This is a genomic window from Lentimicrobium sp. S6 (genome assembly GCF_013166635.1).
In the GTDB taxonomy this organism is placed as follows: domain Bacteria; phylum Bacteroidota; class Bacteroidia; order Bacteroidales; family UBA12170; genus UBA12170.
This window is the reverse complement of the sequence record NZ_JABKBZ010000021.1, coordinates 39,783-60,922: the sequence shown is the minus strand read 5'-3', so window position 1 is coordinate 60,922 and position 21,140 is coordinate 39,783. Positions and strand designations below refer to the sequence as shown.

The following is a 21,140-nucleotide window of genomic DNA, read 5'->3' as shown; positions in this document are numbered from 1 at the left end:
CGATTAAATAATAATTATCATCTATGATAATGATTATTTAGTCTTATGTAGTTCCATCTGACAATTAAAAACAAAAAAAACAACAGATGAAAATATTAAATAAAAACTTCGGTAAGATATTAATTCTAGCACTAGCCCTTATGCTGACTTCAGCTGTTAGTGCTCAAAAGTATGCCTATATTGACTCTGACTATATTTTGAATAATGTTCCAGAGTATCAAGATGCGCAAAACCAAATGGACGAGCTATCAGAAAAATGGCAAAAAGAAATTGAAGGAAAATTCCTTGAAATTGATAACCTCTATAAAAAGTATCAAGCAGATGTAGTATTGCTTCCTGCCGATATGAAGAAGAAGAGAGAAGAGGAAATCATCAGCATGGAAAAAGAAGTAAAAGCCTACCAGCAAGAAAAGTTTGGACAAAGCGGCGAGTTATTCCAGAAACGACAAGAATTGATTAAGCCGCTACAAGACAAAATATATAATGCCATTGAGGAAATTGCAACCACCAAAAACTATGCTTTCATTTTTGACAAAGCCAGTGGAGCAACTATCATGTATGCCAATCCAAAGTTTGATATCAGTGATGATGTATTAGATGAATTAGGATACAGTTTCAATACTCAAAAATAAAAATTTTAATAGCTCAAAATATCTCAAGAAGCCTTCCATTGTGAGGGCTTTTTTCTTGTATTTTTGACAGCTTAATTTTAAAATATGTCTAAAAAAATCATTATTCTCATCAGTACTTTATTCGCATTTTTTGTATTGGCTATAAGTGGCTTGGTTATGTTTTTTATGTTTCAGGAATCGAGTCTGAACTATTTCCTAGGAATGAAAAAAGCAGGCTGGATGAAAGTTCATAATATCTCTGGTGTTTTCGCTGTCATCCTAATTGCCTATCATGTAGCCATACGATGGGAGTGGATAGAAAATGTGATTCTTAGAAAAAAGAAAATGCAATTGAGTAAGGAAATGATAGGAAGAAGAAGAAATAATACTTGGTTCCTACTTTTTTTCTCTCTTACCTTTGCCACTGGCTTCTTAAGCTGGATTATGGGTGGTGATTGTGAATATTGCCTTGAAATTCATGACAAGTTAGGGGTAGTTTTATTTTTAATTTTCTTGGTTCATTTTTATAAACATCGAAAGTCTTTTTCTCGGAAAAGTAAATAGTTTCCTAATTATGTGGTTGCGTATTTATGTGATTACGTGGTCACAATATCATTTAACTGAAGTTTCGCAGGCCTCTTTAAGTAATTAATAATGTATCAGATATGATTTTACAATAGTCCTATATTGTTAGATATCAGATGTTTAAAATATCCATTTTCATTAAACTAAACTTTGAGAAACTTTGTGTTTTCTTTGAGAAACTCTGTGTAATAGCTATTTCACAAAGAGACACCAAGGAGTCACCAAGTAACACTAAGAGTAGATAAATGTACAAAGCACAACCTTACTGGTATTTATGCACTTACTTACAAAGAGCTAAACATCAGTTATTTAAATAAAATCATCCTCCATTCGCTGTAGTAATATTGTTTTCCCTACTTTTGTAACCATATGTGTATTTTGATAAAACCCATACTTCTTTGGTTAAAGAAATCCTTTAAAGCTCTATTTCTATTTTTAGGGCTCATTGGTTTTATCATGCTCATTCTAAGTTTCACCAGCCTGCCATTTTGGGCTGATTATTATTTGGGCATTTCAGCAGATGCTTTAGAGGAGGATCCTGAAGTGATTATAGTACTAGGAGGAAGTGGAATGCCAAGCCCTAATGGGCTCATCAGAAGTTATTATGGGGCAGAAGCTGCTTTAGTTTACGAGAATGCTAAGATTATCATTGCGCTCCCTGGAGATACACTAGATAAGAATAGTTCCATCAGGCTTATGGCCCATGAGATGATCATCAGAGGTGTGGATTCCACTAGAATTGTTTATGAAAACGAAGGTACCAACACCCGATGGGAAGCCTTGAATGTGAAATCCCGATTTTTTCCCAATAGCAATCCTGCTGTTTTATTGGTTAGCTCCCCTGCTCACATGTATCGCAGTGTAAAAACATTTCAAAAAGCTGGATTTACCAATGTGGGAGGATTACCCTCTTTTGGTCGGGCCAACGAAACGTCTTTGGCTTTTGATGCCGCACAACTGGGAGGCTCCAACTCCATGCCCGATGTGGGAAAACAAATCTCTATTCGCTACTCTATTTGGACTCGTTTACATTTGCAAATTTCTGTGTTTCGAGAGTATATGGCCATAGCTTATTACTGGATGATGGGGTGGATTTAGTATCAGAGCAAACTTAACTTCTAGCTCTATTTTAAAAAATAAAAAACGGTCGGCTAATTAAGCTAATCAGCATGGATGATTTACAAGGATTGATAGATTGAAAACTAATTGTTCATGATCATATTATACGCACGGAAAACATTTTCGCGCTAGCGATAAAACTGTCCGCGAATTACGCGAATCTACACGAATTATTTCTATAAGTTACGTAAAAGCTATTGCACAAAAAGCTCAAAGAAGTCACAAATACCACTAAAGGACAACGAAGATGTAATATCTAAGCTGGCTCGGGCTTGCAATCCATAAAAATTACACCACACATTATACACAATTGTTTTTCAACCATTTAAAACTACCACTACAATCAATGTTACACCTTTCCCCTACATTTGAAATGTAACTCTCCCACTCATTTAGCCATTTCCACTGATTTTTGCCTATCAAAACTGGAAATAGAAATGAGACTAAACACTATCGATATTGCTATTATTCTGATGTACTTATTGAGTACCATCCTCATCGGATTATACCTGAGGAAAAGTGCACAGAAGAATAAAGAATCCTATTTGCTGGGAGGAAATAAATTACCTTGGTATATGCTCGGGCTGTCAAATGCTTCGGGCATGTTTGATATTTCCGGAACTATGTGGATTGTGACCATAGGTTTTGTTTATGGATTAAAGAGTATCTGGATTCCTTGGTTATGGCCTGTTTTTAATCAGGTGTTTATGATGGTATTCCTATCTATCTGGCTCAGGCGATCCAATGCCACCACTGGAGCAGAATGGATTTCCACTCGATTTGGAAACAAAAGAGGAGGGAAATTATCTCACACCATCGTCATCGTTTTTGCCTTGATTAGCTGTTTAGGATTTTTAGCTTATGGTTTTATAGGATTAGGGAAATTCGTCCAGATTTTCATTCCATGGGACATCATCGCTCCTTTCATTCCTTTTGAAGTAGCTGCTGAATATGTACCTCATATCTACGGAATTATATTTACTGCTTTTGCTGTTTTCTATACCATTTTAGGTGGTATGACTAGCATAGTATGGACAGATGTAATTCAATATGTGATTATGACTGTATCTGCATTGGTCATAGGAATTATTGCCATGAATGCATTAAGCTCTCACGATTTAATCGTTCCCGAAGGCTGGATGAGTCCATCGTTTGGATGGAAATTAGATTTGGATTGGTCCAATATCATAACAGGGGTGAATGAAAAAATACAATCCGATGGATATTCCCTATTCAGCATCTTCTTTATGATGATGGTATTTAAAGGGATATTAGTGAGTATTGCTGGCCCAGCACCAAATTATGACATGCAAAAGGTATTGAGCACCAAGAGTCCACAAGAAGCTGCAAAAATGAGTGGATTTGTTTCTGTGGTATTAATGCCAGTTCGTTATTTTATGATTACTGGATTTGTGGTTCTGGCCATCCTCTTCTACGACCAATTGGATTTAATGGTGGGGGGAAGATTAGATTTCGAACAAATCCTTCCATCAGCCATTAACGAATTTGTTCCTGTTGGATTTACTGGAATTCTATTGGCTGGATTATTAGCTGCTTTTATGTCCACGTTTGCTGGCACCTTAAATGCTGCCCAAGCCTATATTGTCAACGATATCTATCTGAAATATGTAAACCCAAAAGCCAATAATCAAACCATCAAAAGAACCAATTATATAACGGGAATTACAGTGGTGATTGTGAGTATTGTCTTTGGAATTTATGCTCTCGATGTGAATGCCATCTTGCAATGGATAGTTTCTGCATTATTTGGAGGATATGTCGCTTCAAATATTTTGAAATGGTATTGGTGGCGCTTCAATGGAAATGGATTCTTTTGGGGTATGGTAGCCGGAATCGTTCCAGCATTAATATTCCCTTATATTTTCGAAACACTCGACTTATATTATTTCCCATTCATCCTGCTAATTTCAATAGCTGGTTGTATTATTGGAACCTTTACAGCTCCACCAACAGAAGAAGAAACACTAAAGAATTTCTATAAAACAGTAAGACCTTGGGGATTTTGGAAACCCATTCACGATAAAGTAATAGCAGAAGACCCAAATTTTAAAAGAAACAAAGATTTCAAAAGAGATATGTTCAATATCTTGCTTGGAGTTATCACTCAAACTGCCTTGGTAGCGCTGCCCATGTATATTGTATTAAAACAAACTTGGCCTATCGTCATCCTCAGCATCATCACGCTAATTGGTGGATTTATTATGAAGAGAACCTGGTGGGATCATTTAAAGAATGCTTAATTAAAAAATATTAAATATGACAACAAACGCTAAATTTACCCAGCGATTAAATAAAATCACAAAGGAATATACCGACCTTATTTCAAAGGAAAACGAAAAATTGGAGGAGGGCTATAATGGAATCTATCACCGTTATAAAAACCCTATTCTAACAGCTAAGCATACACCAGTATTTTGGCGCTACGACTTAAATCCGGAAAGCAATCCATATTTAATGGAGCGCTTTAGTATCAATGCCGTTTTTAATGCTGGAGCCATTAAGTTCAATGGAAAGTATTGTTTAGTAGCACGAGTGGAAGGAGCAGATAGAAAATCATTCTTTGCCGTAGCAGAAAGTGAAGATGGAATCAATAATTTCAAATTCTGGGATGAGCCAATCACGCTACCAGAAACAGAAATTCCTGATACCAATGTATATGATATGAGGTTGATAGCCCATGAGGATGGATGGATTTACGGCTTATTTTGTACCGAAAGAAAAGACCCCAATGCACCAAAAGGAGATACTTCTTCTGCTGTGGCCAATTGCGGAATCGCAAGGACAAAAGACTTAAAATTATGGGAGCGCCTACCCGATTTAATCACCTATTCTGGTCAGCAAAGAAATGTGGTTTTACATCCTGAATTCATCAATGCGAAATATGCACTCTATACGCGTCCACAAGATGGCTTTATTGATACCGGCTCAGGTGGAGGAATTGGTTTTGGATACACCGATGATATGTGTAAGGCAGAAATCAAATCTGAAACCATCATCGATGATAAGGTTTACCATACCATTAAAGAAGTGAAAAATGGACAAGGCCCTGTTCCAATAAAAACAGATAAAGGTTGGATACATCTGGCACATGGCGTGAGGAATACTGCCGCTGGATTACGTTATGTTTTATATGTGTTTATGACCGATTTAGAGCAACCAGAAAAGCTGATTCACAAACCTGCAGGCCATTTTATTGCTCCCGATGGTGAAGAAAGAGTGGGCGATGTGAGCAATGTGATTTTCGCCAATGGTTGGATAGCTGATGAAGATGGAAAAGTATTTATCTATTATGCCTCCTCCGACACACGTATGCATGTGGCCACCACAACTGTAGGCCAATTATTAGACTATTGCATAAATACACCAGAGGATGGTTTACGAAGTGCTACTTCTGTTGAAACATTGAAAAACATCATTAGGAATAATAAGAAATAAAGAGCTCCGATAGAGATGAACTTAAAAATAGAACTTGAGCAGGAATTGGTGAATCATTTACTTCCTTTTTGGCTAAACAAAACCAAAGATGAAATAAACGGAGGATTCATGGGTCAGATAAACTACCTGAATGAAATCAACACCAATGCCCCAAAGGCTGCCATCCTCAATTTTCGCATTCTTTGGACCTTTTCTGCGGCCTATAATTTCAAACCAAATCCGGAATATCTTAGATCTGCTGAACAGAGTTTTCTCTACATCAAAGAGCATTTTATAGACCATGAATATGGTGGTACTTTTTGGCTTCTCGATAAAGATGGAGAATCAATAAATGATAGAAAGCAAGCCTATGCACTTTCCTTCGCCATGTATGGATTAAGTGAATATTATAAAGCATCAGGAGATGAAATGGCAAAAGATTTAGCAGTCCAACTCTTTCATGATATCGAAAATCATTTTTACGATACCGAAAACCAAGGTTATATAGAAGCCTTAGCAAGAAACTGGGACCCTTTAGAAGATATGCGATTGAGTGACAAGGATATGAACGCTCCTTTTACCATGAATACGCATTTACATATTCTTGAAGCCTATACCAATCTATACAGGATTTGGCCAAACTCAGACTTAGCCAAGGCTTTAAACAACCTCCTCTTCATTCATAGAGATAGAATTATGGATGACAAAACTCATCATCTTGAACTGTTCTTTAATAGAAAATGGGAATCTCAAAACCAGGTGATTTCTTATGGACATGATATTGAAGCAGCTTGGTTGATGTTAGAAGCAACAAAAGCCTTAAATGATACAGAAATCATTAAAGAATTTGAAACCATCCTCATCAAAATATCCAAAGTGACCATGGAAAAAGGAATTCACGAAGATGGTTCCATTTTATACGAAGGAAATCCAAGTGGGGTGATGGATACAGATCGTCATTGGTGGCCACAATTTGAAGCCATGGTTGGCTTTATGAATGCTTATGAAATCACTGAAGATGAAGCGTATTTAAAGGTGGTAAAAGGCTTATGGAAATTCACTAAATCCCATTTAAAGCATGAAAGTGGAGAATGGTGGTGGAGAGTGAATGAGGAGTACTTACCAAATGTATCGGACGATTTAGTGGGTCCTTGGAAGGGTCCATATCATAATTCTAGAGGAATGATGGAAGTCATCAGGATACTAAGCGCTACTCATACAAACTAATACTATGACAACAATTTCGAACAAACTTATTTTGGCAAAACCAAGCTTTATACTCTTTGTTGTACTGACGGCTTTTCTTTCATCATGTCAATTTGAGGAGGTTAAAAATCAAGAATCTTCTACCTACAGTATTTTGCCTGTAAACAAAAATGCTAGTCAAGAAACTAAAGCCTTATACCATCAACTCAATATGCTATCTAAAGATTATGTTCTAGTTGGGCATCAAGATGATTTGGCTTATGGAGTTAATTGGTGGGACGAGCAAGGCCGCTCCGATGTCAAAGATATAACAGGTTCTTATCCTGCCATTGGGGGCTGGGATATTGGAGGAATTGGTAGAGGATGGCCCATGAACTTGGACTCTATTCCTTTTGATAAAATGCGAAATTATATTCAACAAGCTTATGAACATGGCTCTATAAATACCATCAGCTGGCATACTTACAACCCTGTTACAGATGATGGCTCTTGGACCGACAAAACCATTGCCAATCCTACTCTAAGTCAGATTTTACCAGGTGGAGAATTTCATAATAATTATGTGGAAATGCTAGATTTAGCCGCCGATTTCATTCAAAGTTTAAAATCTAAAGATGGAAATTTAATCCCTATCCTATTTCGTCCATTCCACGAGAATAATGGCAGCTGGTTTTGGTGGGGAGAAATTCATTGTAGTCCTGAGCAATACAAAGAACTATATCAATTTACCATGAAATATCTTATTGAAACCAGAAAGCTCAATAATTTACTTTTTGTATATTCACCCGATAGAGCTTTTACAAACGAGAAGGAATACCTCGACCGTTATCCGGGTGACGATTTTGTGGATGTGATTGGATATGACGATTATTATTCTTTTAAAATTGGAGATACATTGGGTCTTCTTCAACGCCTAGAAGTCATTAGTGATTTTGCAGAAAAGAGAAATAAAATAGCAGCATTTACTGAAACAGGAATTGAAGGTTTAAAAGGTGATAAAATATTTACTGAGGTGTTTTTGCCCATACTTCAGCACAACGAAAAGACCAAGAAAATGGCTTATATCATGTTTTGGAGAAATGCCAATACACATCATTTTTATGTGCCTTATTTGGGTCAAGAAGAGGCAGAAGATTTTAAAGCTTTTAGAAACCACGAAAGCATATTATTTGGTGATGATTTACCCAAAATGTATCAATAAAAAAATTAATGGAGATTAGGAAACCACATATTATCACATTTATTTTATTCTTAGGAATCCTATTCCTCCTATCTTCTTGTCGAACCAAAAACGAGAAACCCAATATTCTACTTATTCTTACCGATGACCAAGGCTATGGCGATTTATCCATGAATGGAAATCCATATCTAGAAACTCCAAATCTAGACCAATTGGCTAGCGAAGGTGCTCATTTTACCAATTTCTATGTCAGCCCAGTATGTGCTCCAACCAGAGCCAGTTTACTCACCGGAAGATATCATCAAAGAACAGGAGTTTCAGGTGTGACTAGAGGTAGAGAAAACATGAAGCTCGATGAAAAAACCATGGCCGATTATCTAAAAGCTGAAGGTTATCAAACGGCTTGCTTTGGGAAATGGCATAATGGAGCTCACTATCCTTATCACCCGAATGGCAGAGGATTCGATGAGTTTTATGGCTTTACTGCTGGCCATCTCTCAAACTATTATCAACCTGTTTTAGAACATAATGGCGAAGAGGTCATTCCTGAAGGATATATCACAGATATCTTAAGTGAGAAAGCCATTGATTTTATCAGGAAATCGGACGAGGAAAATGCCCCCTTCTTTTGCTATTTGGCTTATAACACTCCCCATACTCCTGTTCAAGTGGACGATAAATACTATGACAAATACAAAGCCATGGGACTTCCGGATTTCGATGCTGGAATTTATGGTATGATGGAGAATATTGATGATAACGTAGCTTTGGTATTAAATGAAATTGAAGAACTAAATATAAAGAATCATACCATCGTCATTTTTTTATCGGATAATGGGCCTTTAAATTTTCGCTATAATGCTGGGTTTAAAGGTAGAAAAGGCTCAGTGGATGAAGGAGGAATGAGAGTTCCATGCTTTATCCGCTGGCCTAGCTATATCCAAGCCAAAACTCAAATTACTCAAGTTTCTGCTCACATCGACCTTTTACCTACTTTACTCGAAATGATCAATAGTCAGACTCCTCAAAAAAATAGAATGGATGGAAAAAGTTTAGTCCCACAAATGCTGAGGAATGCAGGAAATGAAGACCGTTTACTGTTTCAAGAATGGTCGGGAAAAAGAAGTGTAAGAAGTCAAGATTATTTAATGGTTGACCAAGAATTATTTCATCTACAATCGGATAGTTGTCAGAAAACCAATATTGCTCTTTTACATCCTGAGCTCATGAAAGAATACCAATCGAAATGGCAAGAATGGTATCAGGAAGTCAACAATAAAGAAAATGAAACAGCAGCCATTCCGGTGGGTCATCGGAAGTTTCCAAAAACCATTCTTCCGGCACACGAATCTGTTTTATTTCCTCCCTTCGAATTCAGGAAAGACAGAAAACTTACCGGAATCGCCTATCATGCAAAATATGGTTGGGCACATGATTGGATTGACTTCTGGACTAAAACAGAGGCCTATGCAGAGTGGAATATAGATATTTTAGAGGAGGGCAATTATCAAGTTACACTTAGTTATAATTGTAAGCCAGAAAATACAGGAACTGTGCTCAATATTTCAGCCGGACAAGCACAATTAGTGACCGAGATTGACGAGCCTTTTGTTTCGGAGGTACATGCTAGTTTCGACCGAATAGAAAGGGCACAAGAAGCACCCACAAAAACCTGGGCCAAGCATCAAGCTGGAATCATTCATTTGGATAAAGGAAAATCCACTTTTCAAGTGAAAACTCAAAACATGACAGGCCCAGAATCTATTGAACTAAAAGAAATACAAGTCACACAAATAGAGCAATAAAATGAAAAAACTCTTTTACTTATTCATACTACTTACTTTGATTTCTTGTCAAAACCAAGAAACACCAAATTCAAATTTTGTAGAAGTCAATGGCCTTGACTTTATTCTCAACCAAGAGCCCTATCATTTTTCTGGTGCCAATTATTGGTTTGGTATGAACCTCGGAGCAGAAAAATCAGGTGACCGAGCAAGACTCATAAGAGAACTCGACCAAATGCAAAAGTTGGGTATCACCAACCTAAGAGTTTTGGCAGCCAGTGAAGCACATGAAGATGCCAAATACTGTGTGCATCCTGCCTTACAAACTGCTCCTGACGTATTTAATGAGGATGTTTTTGGGGGATTAGATTTCCTATTGGCTGAAATGGCTAAACGAGATATGAAAGCGATTATGGTGTTGTCAAATTACTGGACCTGGAGTGGTGGTTTCCCTCAATTCTTAGAATGGACCGGAGCCGATTCTATTCCATATCCTCAAGAACCTCCCTATAGTTGGAGTGTTTTCACCAGCTATTCTTGTGAGTTTTATAAACATCAAAAAGCCCAAGAGCTTTATAAAAACACGGTAGAAGCCATTATCAACCGCAAGAATCACATCACCAATAAAATCTATAAAAACGACCCAACTATAATGACTTGGGAATTGGCCAATGAACCACGAGGATATGACTATCCAGCTGAATACCGACAATGGTTAGCCGATGCTGCTGCTTTTATAAAAAGCCTCGATAAAAATCATTTAGTAGCAGCCGGAAATGAAGGAAGTACCAATAGCAAAAGTGCTGGAGTAGATGTGATTCTCGACAATCAAATTGATGATATCGATTATATCACTTTACATGTTTGGCCACAAAACTGGAGTTGGTTCGACCCAAATCAAGCGGAAGAAAGCTTTCAACCAGCCATGGACTTAGCTAAGGAATATATAGAAACTCACGAAGCTGCAGCTATCAAACTCAACAAACCTATGGTATTAGAAGAATTCGGAATTGCCAGAGATGGAGGAGATTTTCAAGAGCATGCTTCCACTGTCTATCGCGATAAATTCTATCAATATTTCTATGAAGTGGTTTTAGAAAATATTAAATCTGACGGCCCTATCCAAGGCATTAATTTCTGGTCCTACACTGGGGAAGGGAGAGCTCCAAGACCAGGTGAATTTTGGAAAAAAGGCGATCCATTTATTGGTGACCCTCCTCATGAGTTGCAAGGTTGGTATTCGGTATATGATAAAGATGAATCTACCTTGAACATCCTTAGAAATTTCAATAAAGAACTACAAAACATCAAAAAATAATAAATCATGAAATCTAAATCTTTAATTATAGTAGCTGTATTATTTCTGCTGCTTCCTAATCTTCATGCCCAAGGTTTTGAGCATTTCATCACCGCCAAAGGAAATAAATTTATGAACGGGAAAGAACAATTTCGCTTTATCTCTTTTAATATTCCTACCCTGAATCTTGTGGAGGATGAAATGGATTTTAGGACTGTCTATCCTTATAAATTACCTACAGAATATGAGATTAGAGATGTATTGGAGTCGGTAAAGCAAATGGGAGGTGAAGTAGTCAGAATTTATACTTTACCTGTGAAATATCCTAACTTTCCTGACAGTGTAGCTACTCATATCACTGGTCCTGGAGAGTTTAATGAAGAGGCTTTTAAAGTAAATGATTTGATGCTGAAAATTGCCAATGAGCTAGAAATTCGTATTATCTTTTCCCTGCTCAACAATTGGGATTGGATGGGAGGCGCACCTCAATACGCTGCATTTAGAGATAAGGAATGGGATGATTTTTGGACCGACCCACAACTCATTGCGGACTTTAAAAAAACCATTGAGTTTACACTGAACAGAACCAACACCCTAACAGGACTTAAATACAAGGATGATAAAAGCATTATGTGCTGGGAAACTGGTAATGAACTAGTTTGTCCTCACGAATGGACCGCAGATATAGCAGCATATATCAAAAGCATAGACAATAACCATCTTCTTTTAGATGGATATCACGCCATGGATGAGCGTTTTGTAAGAGAATCTTCCGTAGCTGACCCTAATATTGATTTGATTCATACCCATCATTATGCCCTTGACCCCGATGTCATTTATGGTCATATTCAAAAGAACATAGAAATTATTGATGGCCGAAAGCCTTATATTTTGGGTGAATTTGGTTTTCAAAGCACTAGAGCTATGGACATTCTTATTGATAAGATTATAGCTACTGAGGAGATTTCTGGTGCATTAATTTGGGGATTGAGAGGACATAGAGAACAGGGTGGATTTTATTGGCATTCGGAGCCTCATGGACAAGGTATTTACAAAGCTTATCGTTGGCCTGGATTTAGCTCTGGAACGCTTTATGATGAGGCTAATTTCTTGGAAATGTATCGCAGTAAGATTTACAAAATGCGAAACATGGAAGTTCCAGAATTGGAAAAACCAAAGGCACCAGGATTACTACCTATTCAGGAGGTTTATAGCATCAGCTGGAAAGGTTCAACTGGAGCCAATGCCTATCATGTGGAAAGAGCTGAAACCCCATCAGGACCTTGGACTCGTATTGCTCATCATGTCTCAGATGCTCAACATGCTTACTTTCCTCTTTATAATGATTTCTATGCTCAAATTGGCAAAACCTATTTTTATAGAATTATAGCTATTAATTCAACAGGCTCCTCTCCATCTTCTAATATTATTGGTCCAATAACGGTGAAGGAAAATGCCATTGTGGATAATATGGAGAATATTGGCCAGCAATATTTCTCAAAAGACTTAGAGCTCACTACCGGAAATGACAGGAGATTCAAAGAAAACATAAATCGCTTTAAGGGAAAAGAAGGAAGTGAATTGATATACAGAACTGCAAAAGATTTTAAGGAATTTAGAATTTACAGTTTTGAAGAAACCGATGATATAGGATTGAGTATATGGGTTTCAGAGAACGGAAAAGACTATAAAAAAGTGGATGCCAAGGTTAATGATTATCAAGAAAAAGAGAGTAAATATGATTATTTACATCCGCTCTATTATCACGGAAATATAGAGGCTAAAGAAGACATCCATTATCTAAAAGTATTGTTTGAAGGTGAGGCTGAATTGGTGAGAGCTGAACTTATATTTAACTAGAGAAGTAACTTTTGTTTTTAGAAAGGTGCCATACATTTTGTGATGGTACCTTTTTTTATTCTTATTATTGTATTTATGAAAAACATCAATAGCACCAGAAAATTAAATAACGGAGTAGAAATCCCATTATTCGGATTGGGTGTATTTCGTTCGGAAAATGGAGGAGAAGTAGAAAATGCCATCCAATACGCATTTGAGGAGGGCTACCGATTGATAGATACGGCTGCCATTTATAAAAATGAAGAAGGAGTGGGACAAGCCATCTTAGATTCAAAACTAAAGAGAGAAGATATATTCCTAACTTCTAAAGTATGGAATGAAGACCAGGGTTATGAATCTACCCTAAAGGCTTTTGAGAAATCATTAGAGCGACTTCAAACCGATTATCTGGATTTATATTTGATTCATTGGCCTGTAGCAGAGAAATATATCGACACCTGGAAAGCCATGGAAAAACTCTATAAAGAGGGAAGAATAAAAGCCATTGGAGTGAGTAATTTCAATCAGCATCATCTGGAGGATATTTACAAAATAGCCGAAATTACTCCTATGGTCAATCAGATAGAGTTGCATCCTGAATTGGCGCAACCTGAGTTGGTTAAGTTTTGTGAGTCTCATGGGACTTTATTACAAGGCTGGAGCCCGTTGATGAGAGGTAAGATATTAGATATTACTATTTTGCAGGAATTGTCTAAAAAGTACCGAAAGAATATTGTTCAAGTGGTTTTGAGATGGCATCTGCAAAAAGGGTTTCTTTTAATTCCGAAATCCTCACAAAAAGAGCGCATTCAATCCAATGCCAATATTTTCGATTTTGAAATCAGTTTGGAAGATATGGGGAAAATAGATTTGCTGAATTGTGAGAATAGGACTGGGCCGGACCCTGAGAATTTTGATTTTTAGGCTTAGGAAACCTAAAGGATGATAGCCCCAACGCTGGGGATAGCGTCCTTGAATTTGTTACTCCTAACTCCTAAGTTAAGATATTTTTGCTAACTATTCCAGGGCCTCAATCCTTTCGTACCTCAAGGCTTTGATCCCTTTGCTTAGTTTTATCCGAAAGGATGATAGCCCCAAGGTACGCTGGGGATAGCGTCCTTGAATTTGTTACTCCTAACTCCTAAGTTAAGATATTTTTGCTAACTATTCCAGGGCCTCAATCCTTTCGTACCTCAAGGCTTTGATCCCTTTGCTTAGTTTAATCCGAAAGGATGATAGCCCCAAGGTACGCTGGGGATAGCGTCCTTGAATTTGTTACTCCTAACTCCTAAGTTAAGATATTTTTGCTAACTATTCCAGGGCCTCAATCCTTTCGTACCTCAAGGCTTTGATCCCTTTGCTTAGTTTAATCCGAAAGGATGATAGCCCCAAGGTACGCTGGGGATAGCGTCCTTGGGTTTATTACTCCTAACTCTTAATCTAAGGTATTTTTGCTATCTATTCCAGGGCATCAATCCTTTCGTGCCTCAAGGCTTTGATCCCTTTGCTTAGTTTAATCCGAAAGGATGATAGCCCCAAGGTACGCTGGGGATAGCGTCCTTGGATTTGCTACTCCTAACGCTTAATCTAAGGTGTTTTGCTATCTATTCCAGGGCCTAAATCCTTTCGTGCCTCAAGGCTTTGATCCCTTTGCTTAGGTATAATATATGGGGATAGCGTCCTTGGTATGTTTATTCACCTTCATCAAAAAGGTATTTTTTTATTATAGCTTCATTATGCAAAACCTGATGATAATTAATAAACTCTTCTTTAGTACCAAAAAGTTTTAATACATTTTTCCTAGCTAATCGAGTTGGCTTATCTGAAATGAGTGATTTATAAGAGCTATTGGGATAATTCTTGAAATCCTTTATCATTTCATGTTTGGTAGGATTGTGGTGTAAATAAAAAATCAACCTTCTTAAATAATCTTCAGTATCAACATGAATTCTTCTGAAATGACTTAAAAACAAGCTTCCATTTCTGCTTTCTTCAAAATTTATTTTATTCGTATAGCTTAATGAAAACTTTAAAAATTGATTGCTCAATTCATTTACTTCTAAATCATCATTTACTCGCAAAACCAAGTGATAATGATTAGGAATAAGGACATATGCATAAATTGAACAATAGTCCGCTAAATATTTAGAAAGTTTCTCGAGAAATAATGAATAATCAGAGTCCTTAAAAAACACACGATGATGGTTGTTTCCGCGGTTGTATATATGGTATACCTTCCCTGGTTCCAATGGTGTTTTTATCTTTTTTGATGGCATTTGAAGTGATTTCTGTAAAGGTAATTAATTTCTTTCAAACCCCAGGGCCTCAATCCTTTCGTACCTCAAGGCTTTGATCCCTTTGTTTAGGTATAACTGAAAGGAGGATAGCCCCAAGGTACGAAGGGGATAGCGTCCTTGGATTTGCTACTCCTAACGCTTAATCTAAGGTGTTTTGCTATCTATTCCAGGGCCTAAATCCTTTCGTGCCTCAAGGCTTTGATCCCTTTGCTTAGTTTAATCCGAAAGGATGATAGCCCCAAGGTACGCTGGGGATAGCGTCCTTGGATTTGTTACTCCTAACTCCTAAGTTAAGATATTTTTGCTAACTATTCCAGGGCCTCAATCCTTTCGTGCCTCAAGGCTTTGATCCCTTTGCTTAGTTTAATCCGAAAGGATGATAGCCCCAAGGTACGCTGGGGATAGCGTCCTTGGATTTGCTACTCCTAACGCTTAATCTAAGGTGTTTTGCTATCTATTCCAGGGCCTAAATCCTTTCGTGCCTCAAGGCTTTGATCCCTTTGTTTAGGTATAACTGAAAGGATGATAGCGCCAAGGTACGAAGGGGATAGCGTCCTTGGATTTGTTACTCCTAACTCTTAATCTAAGGTATTTTTGCTATCTATTCCAGGGCATCAATCCTTTCGTGCCTCAAGGCTTTGATCCCTTTGCTTAGCTTAACCTGAAAGGAGGATAGCCCCAAGGTACGAAGGGGATAGCGTCCTTGGATTTTTATTCCTAACTCTTAAGTTAAAATGTTTTTGCTATCTATTCCAGGGCCTCAATCCTTTCGTGCCTCAAGGCTTTGATCCCTTTGCTTAGTTTAATCCGAAAGGATGATAGCCCCAAGGTACGCTGGGGATAGCGTCCTTGGATTTGTTACTCCTAACTCCTAAGTTAAGATATTTTTGCTAACTATTCCAGGGCCTCAATCCTTTCGTGCCTCAAGGCTTTGATCCCTTTGCTTAGGTATAATATATGGGGATAGCGTCCTTGGTATGTTTATTCACCTTCATCAAAAAGGTATTTTTTTATAATAGCTTCATTATGCAAAACCTGATGATAATTAATAAACTCTTCTTTAGTACCAAAAAGTTCTAATACATTTTTCCTAGCTAATCGAGTTGGCTTATCTGAAATGAGTGATTTATAAGAGCTATGGGGATAATTCTTGAAATCCTTTATCATTTCGTGTTTGGTAGGATTGTGGTGTAAATAAAAAATCAACCTTCTTAAATAATCTTCAGTATCCACATGAATTCTTCTGAAATGACTTAAAAACAAGCTTCCATTTCTGCTTTCTTCAAAATTTATTTTATTCGTATAGCTTAATGAAAACTTTAAAAATCGATTGCTCAATTCATTTACTTCTAAATCATCATTTACTCGCAAAACCAGATGATAATGATTAGGGATAAGTACATAAGCATAAATAGAGCAATAATCAGTCAAATATTTAGATAGATTCTCAAGAAATAATGAAAAATCAGAACCCTTAAAAAACACCTTTTGATGATTGTTTCCGCGATTGTATATATGGTATACCTTTCCTGGTTCCAATGGTGTTTTTATCTTTTTTGATGGCATTTGAAGTGATTTCTGTAAAGGTAATTAATTTCTTTCAAACCCTAGGGCCTCAATCCTTTCGTGCCTCAAGGCTTTGATCCCTTTGCTTAGCCTATACGTCACAAAAAAGGAGCCCTAAAAGAGCTCCTTTAACCAATGTTACAAATACAAAAATCATCTTATGATATCTTTTCTAACATTGTCAATCAATTAATCAAATCAGTGTTTAACTATTTTTAATGAGGTTAATACCTTATTATAGCTAGTTACAACTAGTATATACATTCCATTTTTATGGGGATATGGAACGATATGTTCTAAATTTCTTTCTAAATCTCCTTCATCTACCTGCACTCCCATACTATTGAATATTTGATAATGCACCTCCTCTTCGGCATAAAGATGAAGCTGATCGCCTACAGGATTAGGATAGGCTTTTATAATGGAGGAAACATTCTCTAATTCTTCTATGTCATTATAATCTTTTTGTAATTCGTTGAATAATTCTGGGAGTTGGTCCATAAACATGCTGAAATCGCTGGCATAGAAATCCTGAAAATCGGGGACACTGCTATGCCCAGGATAGGGTGCATAAAAATGGGAAGTGCTGGCATTTCTCCATACTACGGCATAGGCTATTTTCTTACTCACCTCATCGCTAATAATGGGCTCCTCCAAAAAGGTAGTGAACCAGTTATCCTTGGTAATTCTCTCCAAACCTGTTTCTGTTAGAGCTGCAATTTTATTTCTCTCTTCTGCCATTTCCACCACATAAATCAGTTGCTCCTGGAATTTATCTAAGGTGCTTTCATTTTTCACATCTTGATAATCATCGAAACCCAAAATATCGATATACTCATCGCCAGGATAGCGTTGTAGGTATTTGGCTTTATTGATAAAAACATCTGGAGAATAGGAGAAAAGTAGATTATTTACTTGTTTTTCTTCAATCAGATAATCAACGGTGTATTGCCAAAGCTCTTTGTATTCTTGAATGGAACAATGGGACTCTCCCCACCAAAACCAATCGCCATTATGCTCATGCCAAGGTCGGAAGATAATAGGGATAGACTCTCCTCTACTTCCTTTTATAGTTTTACAAAACTGGGCAATTTTATCTAAACTGGACACAAAAGATTCGTGATTGAATCCTCCGGGCATTAATGAAGTCACCACATTAGAATCGGGATAAGGATTATTCTCCCAATAAAAATCTCCACCATAGGGATTATCATAATGCCAGCAAAAGGTATTGATTCCTCCTTGGTTATGGAAGAACTCTACTCTGCTCTTATCTTCAGAAGCATTATTTCCTGCGGCTATTCCCATAAAATCCCAAGAGGCAACTGCAGGATAAGAACCACATACATCTTTTACATCAGATCTATTGGCTTCACCAGTCCAGTTAACCCCATAGGCTGTGACATCGTGATGGCCAAAAAGCAAATGATGACTAGAAAGTTGTTGTAGATTATAGTATAGATTTCTGGTTTCTCGAGTGGCATCAACATTGGCAAGAATCAAAGTTTCTGAACTAACTACAGCATCTCTAATGCAAGCCAATTCCATTATTCTTGTGGCTTCATTTAATTGTAGTAATCCTAAATCTATTTGCTCTTGGGAGGCTTCAGTATGGTCTAAAACTTCTTGTGCTTCAAAAATGGCTGAAGCATAAATTTCTTTTGAACCTGAAAGGAATTGGCCTTCTTGGCTGCCCTCCTCCGCTTGGTCATGATAGGTATTTGCTGAAATTACAGCTTTGTTTAATGATACTTTAGAGGAGGTCTCTAATAATAAATCATCCATAAAAAACAGGCCTTGAGCATTTGCTGTGCTACCGGCATCGAAATAGAAAAACAGGGTGGTGAGTTGACGAGTTTCCTCGCTTAAAACCTCAAAGGCAATCTCTTGCCAGTTGGTACTTTCTTGCAATTGTATTTGAATCCAATCGTCGCTACCATTATCATAAACTGGCTTTACCGTCAATTGAGTAGCGATATCTACTTTTATTTTCAGATGAATGGTATAACTTCTTAATGCTATACTTTCGTCCATATTAAAATGAAACTGATCCCATTCCCAGCTGTTTTCATTTCTCAAATAATCAATCTTCATGGATTCATTTTCGAGACCTAAAGTAAAAGTAGTTCCTTCTGCATACCAGTTTTCTTTTAAGGTATCTCCAGAAAAATCATCGAGAATAATGCTTTGGGTATATGCAAAAAAAGGAAGTAAAAGTAAAAACAGAAATAAGAATTTTAGTTTCATAGCTGATTTTTATAAGAATTAGCTGATTTTTTGATTGCCCCTTTCCCTAAAGGGAGCAAAAAATCAATCGATTAAATGAATCATTAAACTCATCTATAAATTTAAAAAAGAAGCTGCCCAAACACTTTAGGTTCAAGCAGCTTCTCTCAGTTTTATTTATTTCTGAAAGTATGGACCATCAGTGAGTATCAAATTATCAACGAATAAGTCGTAAGGACCAACAGGTTGATTATTAGAATTAAATCCTAATTTGATATGAGTAAGTCCTGAGAAATCTGGCTCATCAGTATCTGCACCCCAATTACCCCAAGCAGCGGTATTTACATTGAGTGTATAGATTTGCCATCCATCATAAGCAGGAATACTCCAATTGGTTCCCCATTTACCACCATTATAGTCGCCTACTTCGGCTTCAAAAGTAACTTCACGGCCTTCGTTATTTACCCAGAAACTAATATAAGGAGTTCCTACTTCAGTAAGGTCAATAGTGAGATCATACATCTCAAGATTTCCCCACCAGTTCCAGCCTTCTTCAACAACTTCGGCAGAAACTTGTAAATAATTAGAACCTTGTGGAGCTGCTAAACCACCACCATTGATTGCACTTGTACTAGTTACCATTGATTGCCAGTCACCATGTACAAACGGATCGTTGCCATCTTCAAAATCAAAGAATGTATAAAGCGTTTCGGTATCATTATTTGGTGAGCTCACAGGGCCATCAGTAATTTGGAAATTATCCATATTGATTTCCCATCTGTTTCCTGCACCAACATCACCAGTTCCCATTCCTATTTGGATATATCTAATGATAGAATAGTCAAGAACACCATCATTATCGTCACCATCCCAACCATTGGCACCCCAATTTTGGAAATCGGTTCCAGGACCAATAGGTATAGAAACCCATTGCCATTCTCCATTGGTATTGATAGCATCTACGTGGTTCGCAAATTTCTCGCTTTCATAAACTTCAAACATAATTCTAGCTACACCACTTCCACTATTTATCAATAATGAGATATGTGGGTCGCGGAATTGACTTAAGTCGATTCTTGTAAATCCTGCATCACCAGATTTATCACCATAGGCTACTTCACCAAAATATGCCCAATCAGCAGATTCAGGAACAGGGTCCATTTTTACTGTTTGGTAGTAGCTTCCCCCAGAAGGTGCATAAGCTTCTATACCTGAAAGATTGATACCATATTCTTCTTCTCCATGAACAGGGCTTCCATCCCAGAAAGTATATCTATCAACGGCATCCTCAAAGTCTAACATAAAGAAAGGCTCAGAACCTGGAGGAAGAATTTCTTTCACTTCCACAGGAATCATTTCTGAATTCTGAATGTCATTACCAGCTAAACATTTGATATTAGTGATTTGTGTTTCCACTTCTAGTCCAGCACCTTTAGTAGCCACTGTTAATTCAGTTTCGGTAGCTGTAGAGCCATCAAAAGTAAAAGTAGTATCTCCTAGAGTTAAGCTAGTTACTAAGTCCATATTTTCACCAGTAATGATGAATGGATAGTCCACATAAATGACTTCAGGAAATCCAGTAACACTAGTATTGGGATAGGTAATAGCAAGAGCTTCTTCACTAATAGCAGACTTCTTATAAACGTTAGTTAACTCAATCTTACCAGAGGTAACCACACGTGGTAAAGTAACGGTTAATTTACTATCAGTTTGCTCAGTAATTACACAAGTGGTTCCACCAACAGTAACGGTCTTTACTTTTTCTAAAGAACTACCAGTGATTACAAAATCAGTACTGATATCTGCAACTTTTGGTGAGAATTCACTAATTACTGGCACAGGCCAAGGGACATCATAGTCTTCTGAAAATTCCTTTTCCTTTACACAAGAAGACCATAAAAGAAGACTCCCTGCAAAGACCATCGAAAGCATGATAAATCTATTAAATATATTTTTTCTCATTTTTCTAAGTTTTGTTTCACTAAAAGAAGTGAA

The 21,140-nt window shown here is 37.2% G+C and carries 15 protein-coding genes; 11 read left to right on the top strand and 4 right to left on the bottom strand.

Annotation, left to right across the window (positions count from 1 at the left end):
* The first annotated feature begins 86 nt into the window (after positions 1 to 86).
* The 11 genes from HNS40_RS09210 to HNS40_RS09160 all read left to right on the top strand — a co-directional run bounded on the left by HNS40_RS09210 (position 87) and on the right by HNS40_RS09160 (position 13,980).
* The gene (locus HNS40_RS09210; protein WP_172279976.1) at positions 87 to 632 is read left to right on the top strand and encodes an OmpH family outer membrane protein; all 546 of its coding nucleotides are present in this window, start codon (positions 87 to 89) and stop codon (positions 630 to 632) included.
* An 84-nt stretch (positions 633 to 716) separates the two neighbouring features.
* A complete protein-coding gene (locus tag HNS40_RS09205) occupies positions 717 to 1,175 on the top strand; it encodes a DUF4405 domain-containing protein (protein ID WP_172279974.1) in 459 nt (152 codons plus the stop codon).
* A gap of 399 nt (positions 1,176 to 1,574) precedes the next feature.
* The gene (locus HNS40_RS09200) at positions 1,575 to 2,294 is read left to right on the top strand and encodes a YdcF family protein (protein ID WP_172279972.1); all 720 of its coding nucleotides are present in this window, start codon (positions 1,575 to 1,577) and stop codon (positions 2,292 to 2,294) included.
* Between the two features lie 458 nt (positions 2,295 to 2,752).
* Positions 2,753 to 4,576, top strand: coding sequence for a sodium:solute symporter family protein (locus HNS40_RS09195; protein WP_172279970.1), 1,824 nt, complete (start codon positions 2,753 to 2,755; stop codon positions 4,574 to 4,576).
* A gap of 16 nt (positions 4,577 to 4,592) precedes the next feature.
* Complete coding sequence (locus HNS40_RS09190) at positions 4,593 to 5,771, top strand: glycosidase (protein ID WP_172279968.1); 1,179 nt, start codon at positions 4,593 to 4,595, stop codon at positions 5,769 to 5,771.
* A 15-nt stretch (positions 5,772 to 5,786) separates the two neighbouring features.
* A complete protein-coding gene (locus tag HNS40_RS09185; RefSeq protein WP_172279966.1) occupies positions 5,787 to 6,977 on the top strand; it encodes an AGE family epimerase/isomerase in 1,191 nt (396 codons plus the stop codon).
* Positions 6,978 to 6,981: 4 nt separating this feature from the next.
* Complete coding sequence (locus HNS40_RS09180) at positions 6,982 to 8,157, top strand: glycoside hydrolase family 26 protein (protein ID WP_172279964.1); 1,176 nt, start codon at positions 6,982 to 6,984, stop codon at positions 8,155 to 8,157.
* An 8-nt stretch (positions 8,158 to 8,165) separates the two neighbouring features.
* Positions 8,166 to 9,941 (top strand): arylsulfatase, encoded by a 1,776-nt coding sequence (locus tag HNS40_RS09175; RefSeq protein WP_172279962.1) that lies wholly within the window; start codon positions 8,166 to 8,168, stop codon positions 9,939 to 9,941.
* 1 nt (position 9,942) lies between these two features.
* Positions 9,943 to 11,238, top strand: coding sequence for a cellulase family glycosylhydrolase (locus HNS40_RS09170; RefSeq protein WP_172279960.1), 1,296 nt, complete (start codon positions 9,943 to 9,945; stop codon positions 11,236 to 11,238).
* Positions 11,239 to 11,244: 6 nt separating this feature from the next.
* A complete protein-coding gene (locus tag HNS40_RS09165; protein WP_172279958.1) occupies positions 11,245 to 13,077 on the top strand; it encodes a hypothetical protein in 1,833 nt (610 codons plus the stop codon).
* Positions 13,078 to 13,152: 75 nt separating this feature from the next.
* Entirely contained in the window at positions 13,153 to 13,980 is an 828-nt protein-coding gene (locus HNS40_RS09160) for an aldo/keto reductase (protein WP_172279956.1), read from the top strand.
* A 767-nt stretch (positions 13,981 to 14,747) separates the two neighbouring features.
* Here HNS40_RS09160 and HNS40_RS09155 read toward each other — a convergent pair.
* From HNS40_RS09155 to HNS40_RS09140, 4 genes are all read right to left on the bottom strand, one after another.
* Positions 14,748 to 15,332 carry a transposase gene (locus tag HNS40_RS09155; protein ID WP_172279954.1) on the bottom strand — a complete coding sequence of 195 codons (585 nt, stop codon included), beginning with the start codon at positions 15,330 to 15,332 and terminating at the stop codon, positions 14,748 to 14,750.
* Positions 15,333 to 16,334: 1,002 nt separating this feature from the next.
* Positions 16,335 to 16,919 (bottom strand): transposase, encoded by a 585-nt coding sequence (locus HNS40_RS09150; protein WP_172279952.1) that lies wholly within the window; start codon positions 16,917 to 16,919, stop codon positions 16,335 to 16,337.
* A gap of 198 nt (positions 16,920 to 17,117) precedes the next feature.
* Positions 17,118 to 19,166 carry a glycosyl hydrolase gene (locus tag HNS40_RS09145; protein WP_172279950.1) on the bottom strand — a complete coding sequence of 683 codons (2,049 nt, stop codon included), beginning with the start codon at positions 19,164 to 19,166 and terminating at the stop codon, positions 17,118 to 17,120.
* 156 nt (positions 19,167 to 19,322) lie between these two features.
* Complete coding sequence (locus HNS40_RS09140; RefSeq protein WP_172279948.1) at positions 19,323 to 21,107, bottom strand: IPT/TIG domain-containing protein; 1,785 nt, start codon at positions 21,105 to 21,107, stop codon at positions 19,323 to 19,325.
* Positions 21,108 to 21,140: the final 33 nt, after the last annotated feature.